This window comes from Ottowia cancrivicina, assembly GCF_029813755.1.
Lineage (GTDB): Bacteria > Pseudomonadota > Gammaproteobacteria > Burkholderiales > Burkholderiaceae_C > Ottowia > Ottowia massiliensis.
This window is the reverse complement of the sequence record NZ_JARVII010000072.1, coordinates 1-1,162: the sequence shown is the minus strand read 5'-3', so window position 1 is coordinate 1,162 and position 1,162 is coordinate 1. Positions and strand designations below refer to the sequence as shown.

1 protein-coding gene is annotated in these 1,162 nt (G+C 67.4%); it reads right to left on the bottom strand.

Annotated elements, in window-relative coordinates:
* The coding region (locus QB898_RS13060; RefSeq protein WP_279525296.1) for a calcium-binding protein at positions 1-1,162 on the bottom strand (1,162 nt) is incomplete at both ends.

The window sequence follows — 1,162 nt, the reverse complement described above, 5'->3', positions numbered from 1 at the left end:
CTTCGGCCCACGGTCCTTTGTGGTTGTGGATGAGTTCACCTTCAACCCACGGCCCTTTGTGGTTGTGAATAAGCGCGCCTTCCTGGCCGAACGGGCTGCTGGCCTGCTGCGGGGTTTGGCCTGGTTCGATGATGCCGGGGCGGATGGCGGGCGCGGCGCTGGCGCTGCGGATGAGGACGTCTGGCGCCGCTGCCTGTCTCGCCGCTGTCAGGCTGCCGTTTTTGCGGTTTTGCCGTTCGCTTTGTTCCAGCCGCTGCGCCAGTTGCGCGGCGCTGAGGGTGACGCCGTCGGCAAAGCGCACTTGTTCGATGGCGTGGCCGCCTGCGGCCAGCTGGCCGCGCAGGGTGAGGGTTTGGCCTTCAAAGCCGAGGATGAGGTCCTGGCCCTGGCGGGTGAGCTTCCAGTTGGCTGTGGAGGCGATGTGCTGCAGGCGCACGGTGTCGATGTCCTGGGCTGTGGCAGCGCTGCTGTCTTCTTCGATGGTGTCGCTGCCTTGGGCGCGGCCCCAGATGTAGGTGTCGCTGCCTGCGCCGCCAATGAGATGGTCGTCGCCCTGGTGGCCGGCAAGGAAGTCGTTGCCTGTGCCGCCCCAGAGGCGGTCGTCGCCCAGGCCGCCGTGGATTTCGTCGTTGCCTTCTCCCCCGTAGAGCCAGTCGTCGCCGCCTTCGCCGTAGAGGTGGTCGTCTCCGGCTTCGCCGCTGAGGGTGTCTTGGCCCTGGCCGCCGTAGAGCCAGTCGCCGCCTTGGCCGCCGAAGATGCGGTCGTTGCCGCCTTCGCCGTAGAGGTGGTCTTCATCCGCGCCGCCATGAAGCTGGTCGTCGCCTTCCGCTCCGTAGAGCCAGTCTGCGCCTTGGCCGCCGCTGGCGATGTCGTTGCCCGCGCTGCCGTGTAGATGGTCTGCGCCTGCGCCGCCAGCCAGGGTGGGCGTTGCAGGTTCGGGCTGCAGCACGGGGTTGCCTTGGGCGTCGAGCACAAGGCCAGGCGTTGGCGTTGGTGTTGGTGTTGGTGTCGGGGTTGGTGTCGGAGTCGGAGTTGGTGTCGGTGTCGGAGTCGGAGTCGGAGTCGGAGTTGGTGTCGGTGTCGGAGTCGGAGTCGGTGTCGGAGTCGGTGTCGGAGTCGGTGTCGGAGTCGGTGTCGGAGTCGGTGTCGGAGTCGGTGTCGG